Annotated in this window: 3 protein-coding genes and 1 pseudogene; all 4 read right to left on the bottom strand. The window is 48.7% G+C overall.

Annotated features, from left to right (window positions below; all coding sequences use genetic code 11):
• Nucleotides 1-2,929, bottom strand: a 2,929-nt coding sequence (locus QUB12_RS36720; RefSeq protein WP_333311018.1) for a phage/plasmid primase, P4 family, incomplete at its 3' end; no start/stop codon positions are given.
• A gap of 228 nt (nucleotides 2,930-3,157) precedes the next feature.
• Nucleotides 3,158-3,337 carry a hypothetical protein gene (locus tag QUB12_RS36715; RefSeq protein WP_333311016.1) on the bottom strand — a complete coding sequence of 60 codons (180 nt, stop codon included), beginning with the start codon at nucleotides 3,335-3,337 and terminating at the stop codon, nucleotides 3,158-3,160.
• Between the two features lie 500 nt (nucleotides 3,338-3,837).
• Entirely contained in the window at nucleotides 3,838-4,176 is a 339-nt protein-coding gene (locus QUB12_RS36710; RefSeq protein WP_333311014.1) for a hypothetical protein, read from the bottom strand.
• Between the two features lie 89 nt (nucleotides 4,177-4,265).
• Nucleotides 4,266-4,456 (bottom strand): annotated as a pseudogene (locus tag QUB12_RS36705) (hypothetical protein); the annotation flags it as partial.

Genomic DNA, 4,456 nt, shown 5'->3' with positions numbered 1-4,456 from the left:
AGTATTCGGGCCACCAAACAGTCGCAATTTCTCGCAATTTTTCGGCATCGGCGGGGGCGATAATTTCTGGCTCTGGCGCGGGTTGCGGGGGTTCTGGCTCTGGCGGATTGTCGGTAAGTGCCAGAGGCGGAGCCGATAGCGCAGAGAATGTCGTCCGCTCCGATTCGGTTAAAGCGGCCCAAACTTTCTCACGGTTTGCAGCTCCCCTGGCACAGACATCTTTGAGAATTGGCAGAATGTCGGCCACTGCCCGTCGTGCAGCTTCGGGGTCGGGTTCTGCCGTTGCCACACGAATCATCTCTACCAGGTTGAGCTCATTTTCGTTGAGTTCTGCGGAATTCGGTGACGGATTCGGTGACGGATTCGGTGACGGGTCACAATCGGCTACTGGCAAGGGTTCGGGCGATGGTGACGGATTCACCGATACCTCATTATCTGCATTGCTGATAACACTCTCGTTGACCTCGACGGGAGCTTTTTTTATTTCTGTTTGTATTTCGACATTTTCTTCCCCTTGAGATAAGGGTTTATCCGTCACCGAAGCTGTAATCGTCTCTGAGTAAAGGTTCTGACCCGTCACCGGAACCGTCACCGACCCGTCACCGCATCCGTCACCAGCTTTGCAGCGCAATTGCAATTCGTAATCGTAGGTCGGGATATGCTCGTCTGCTTTGGTTCGGAGACGCAAACCTTTGATGATTTTGCCTATCTTGGTATGCGCTTTTTCTATCTGCCATCCGAGGATTGTGCTGGCGCATTCAATTAGATTGGGGCTGAAGTTCTTCACCGCCTGCGGTTTGTGGCCCTGGTCTGCACAGTATTGGTGGTAAGCCTGATAAAGCGTACCTTCAGCATTAGGGGAATCCCCTATGCTGGTTTGAGCGAATGGGTCTAATATCAATTTGTCATTGAGGAAGCCGGCCACACTATCCTCCCGAATCTTGCTCTCCCAGAATTGGGCCCCAATCTCAGGAATATCCATCACACCACGCAAGGTATTCTCCACCCAAGCATCATCAAGTGAGAGCAGGTAATTGGTAAAAGCGGCCAGTTCTGGCAGGAATTCCTTGTCCAAATCCCGACGGGTTCCGACGGCAGCGCTAAAAGGCACAGAGATTGTACGGCGGGCCATGCCACTGCCTGAATCAGCGCCGAAAATAGGGAACTCTGAGGCGACAACAACCATGCCTTCAAACTTGAATTTAAAAGGTTTCTGACCCTTCTCTTCAGCCCGCAGCCAATCCCCGCCCGTCACCTGTTTGAACTTGCCTAGCGACCGCGTTCCTCGGTTTTCATCTGGGAATATTAGCAGCCGTTTACAGTAAGCTTGGGCTGCTTCAAAGCGATTGTTGCACCAATCCTCTAAAGTGCTGCTGTGCGTATTTTCTATTCCAATTAGCGCTACTAACAACCGAATAAATGTACCCTTTCCACTGCCTCCGATACCGATTAAGTGCAAAAACTTTTGGACTTCCGCTCGGCCTTTAAGAACAGCAGCAGCAAAGGCTAACAGAAGATTCTGCACATGAATGTTGCCGTGTGTGGCAAAGTCTAGCCATTGTCTGATTTTTCCCCACTCAGTATCGACAACTGAGTGCGGGCGTGGCAACGCCCATGTGAATTTGTAGCCGGGGGAGTGGGGATATAATTTGCCCGTAGCAATCTCTAAAGCTCCATTCTGAAAGGGAAGTAAGCCAGCTTTCGACTTCCATTTCCGCTCTATTAATTCATGTCGCAGGAAACGTTTTACCGAGCTGACGTAAGTTGGCGGTAGGTTTTTTAAGCCCTTAGATTTGATGATTTGGTAGATAATAGATTCAACGTATTCATCCGTTTCTGGACTCCAAATACCCGTTGTATCGGCTTCGTAGTGATACCAGCAAAGCACTTCATTGTTGAAGGCAAGCTTATCTCGATAATCCTCTGCTATCTCTCTCGACATCGCATCAGCGCTAGGGAATTTGCTTTTCTTCTCGCCATCGGCATCACCCTCTTTTTCGCCAAACAGTTTTGCTTTGGTGAGGATTGCTCGGAATTCCTCAATCCCTTTGTGCTGGATAAAATCATCCATCCCTTTGAATTCCCCCTTCGGGCCGGCTTCCCATGCGCCCGTGACAGTTCTCACTAACACATTGAATTTAGCCAATTGCTTGGCCAATTTCTTCTCGGCTGCACGGACATTTGGATTTGTGGCCGCATCAGCATCAAAGCCAATAATAAAACCAAAACCAGCTTCTGCAAGCCTTCTCAGTGTGGCTACTAGGAATCGCTGATTTTCGGGGTCGCGGGCTTTACCTGTGAGGCCTTGCTCTACTCCCAGCAAGGAAATCGTAGGGATACCATTCGAGCACCCAGCAAGGGCTTTGAATACTCCCTCAGTAATCAGGATGTAGGGTACATCATTGATATAGAAAGCTTCTCGCTTTAGGGCTTCAATCTCCCAGTAGAGCGGGTTATCGGGGGATGGGGGTAGGAGTGCATCAAATTCTCCAACTGGCGAAAGATACCTTAGCGGCTTCTTTTTTCCCGGTCTTTTCTCTGCAATATCAGGCCGGAATTGCACTTGCCCATTTTGCCCCATGAATAGGATGCCCGCCGATTTTACCGAATATCCTAAATAATGTGAAGCTTGGGCGATGCTGGCACTGTGGCAGCCTTCGCGGGCCCAATTATTGAGTAAGCCTCTGCCTGCGATGTGTGCTTCGTGTTCGGGGGTGAGGAATTTTTCGCTGATGCTGCACAGTATCCCTAATCCCTCTAAATCCGGCGTGGGTTGGGGTGGCACTACAGCGTCCCGATCGATGTCGGCTTCGATGTCGGCTTGATGTTCCGGTGCTAAGTTATCCAAACTTGTCAAGACTTTACTAGAGTTATCTAAACTTTCTAGCTCTTGACTAAAGTTATCTGGATTTGGTAGAATAGTGTCCATAGCGGGTGAATCTCCGTAAAGTTGACCCGCTACACTATTGACGAGAGGCTGGCAAATCGTTCGCTGTCTATCCCCAAGTTGCCAGCAAATTGCTAACAAAAGGTAGATAGACTCATATATACTGAAATTACTAAACTAAATAATTGTTTGCTGTGCCTCTCGACAAGGTGCAGCGATTTTTTTGCCTTAAAACGAGCGAAAATAATGCCTGCAAGCTTTCTGGAAGCCCTACGCTGCAATAGGTGCAGCATCCTGGAGATGCTTTTCTAAATGCTTTATGTAAGTTTTGAGCGCTTGCTTAGTAAAGCTCGAACTAGAAGTTTCTAATTGCGATGCTTTACTTGTAATTAATAGATATTCCGCTTCAGTTAGGTAAACTGTTACCGAATGCTTCCATCTTCGCGCCATTTTTCACCTCCTCCTCGTTTTAGAGTTATCACTAATGATACGGTAACAATCATTTTGGATCAAGGTTTTGCTCAAATTATGAGCAAATTAGCGCCATTTGCACTATATGTAGTGGTTTGGCTGACATTCGCGAATTCCTTGCTGCTTCGATCGACTGGCTCACCGCCCTTCCCGACAAAGGCATTTTGTCAGGGTATATATTCGGAATATATACTATCAGCTTTGATTTGAAGCCTTTTTGATTTCTTAATTGAGAAATCAAATTGAAAAAAGTATACTCTAATCAAAAAGGCTCAAAGAGTTTTGTGGAAAGGGTTTCCACAAAAAAACGGGTGACAATTACTAATAGCGTAGTTTTTGCCGGGGGCAAAATCATTTCATGTAGCAAAGATATTGGTGCAAAGCATTAAGTGGTCGCCGATCGCCCGCAACTCCCCGCAACTCCCCAGCCCGCCGATCGCCCGCAACTCCCCCACACCCACGCTCGATCAGCAGCCGCTTCAGTTTTGCCCGCCGCCGTTGCCACGGTTACGGAGTTGGTTGTTGAGATATTGCCAGAGGTCGCGAATTTCTGTCTGGATGATTCGCATTTGCTCCCGCCAGTCGTTTTGCTGCTGAGCAAGGAGCCTCAACGCTTCTTGATGGCTCTGGATTGCTGGAATCATGCGGTCTATCCGGTCTGATAGGCGGTCAACACGCTCGGTCAGCCGATCAATCGCGACCGCGTTGGCTTGCGTCTGAACTTCCAGCCGTCCGATCGCCTCAGTGTTCGCCTGCTGCTGCACTGCGGTGGCGGCAAGAATTGCTTCTATTCGGTCTAGCCGATCGGAACTGTTCATTTACTTCTTTGTAATAAAGGTCAAGGAATAACGGTCGGTATGGTTTGGGCTTGAAATGTGAAAATTTAACGCTAGACGGTTGCTAGACATCAACTAGCACCTTTACTTGTCTTACCCCGCTTAGCTTTCGCTGGTGTTGCTGCCTTTGCTTCCGTTGGCTCCGGTTCTGTGGGCTGGGGGTCTGCGGGGCGATCGGCAGCATTTGCTAAGTCAGCCTCGGTATTTTTTAAAGAATGCCGCTTGCGGTACTCTGCAATCGCTTCTCCTAAAAGGATTGCTG

Source organism: Microcoleus sp. B7-D4 (assembly GCF_036705125.1).
Taxonomy (GTDB): Bacteria; Cyanobacteriota; Cyanobacteriia; order Cyanobacteriales; family Microcoleaceae; genus Microcoleus.
Note: the sequence above shows the minus strand (reverse complement) of the source record. Positions and strands in the feature narration are given on the sequence as shown.

Excerpts from the sequence above, each read along its gene's own strand:
- QUB12_RS36715 (WP_333311016.1), bottom strand. The coding sequence starts at position 3,337 with ATGGCGCGAAGATGGAAGCATTCGGTAACAGTTTACCTAACTGAAGCG.
- QUB12_RS36710 (WP_333311014.1), bottom strand. The coding sequence starts at position 4,176 with ATGAACAGTTCCGATCGGCTAGACCGAATAGAAGCAATTCTTGCCGCC.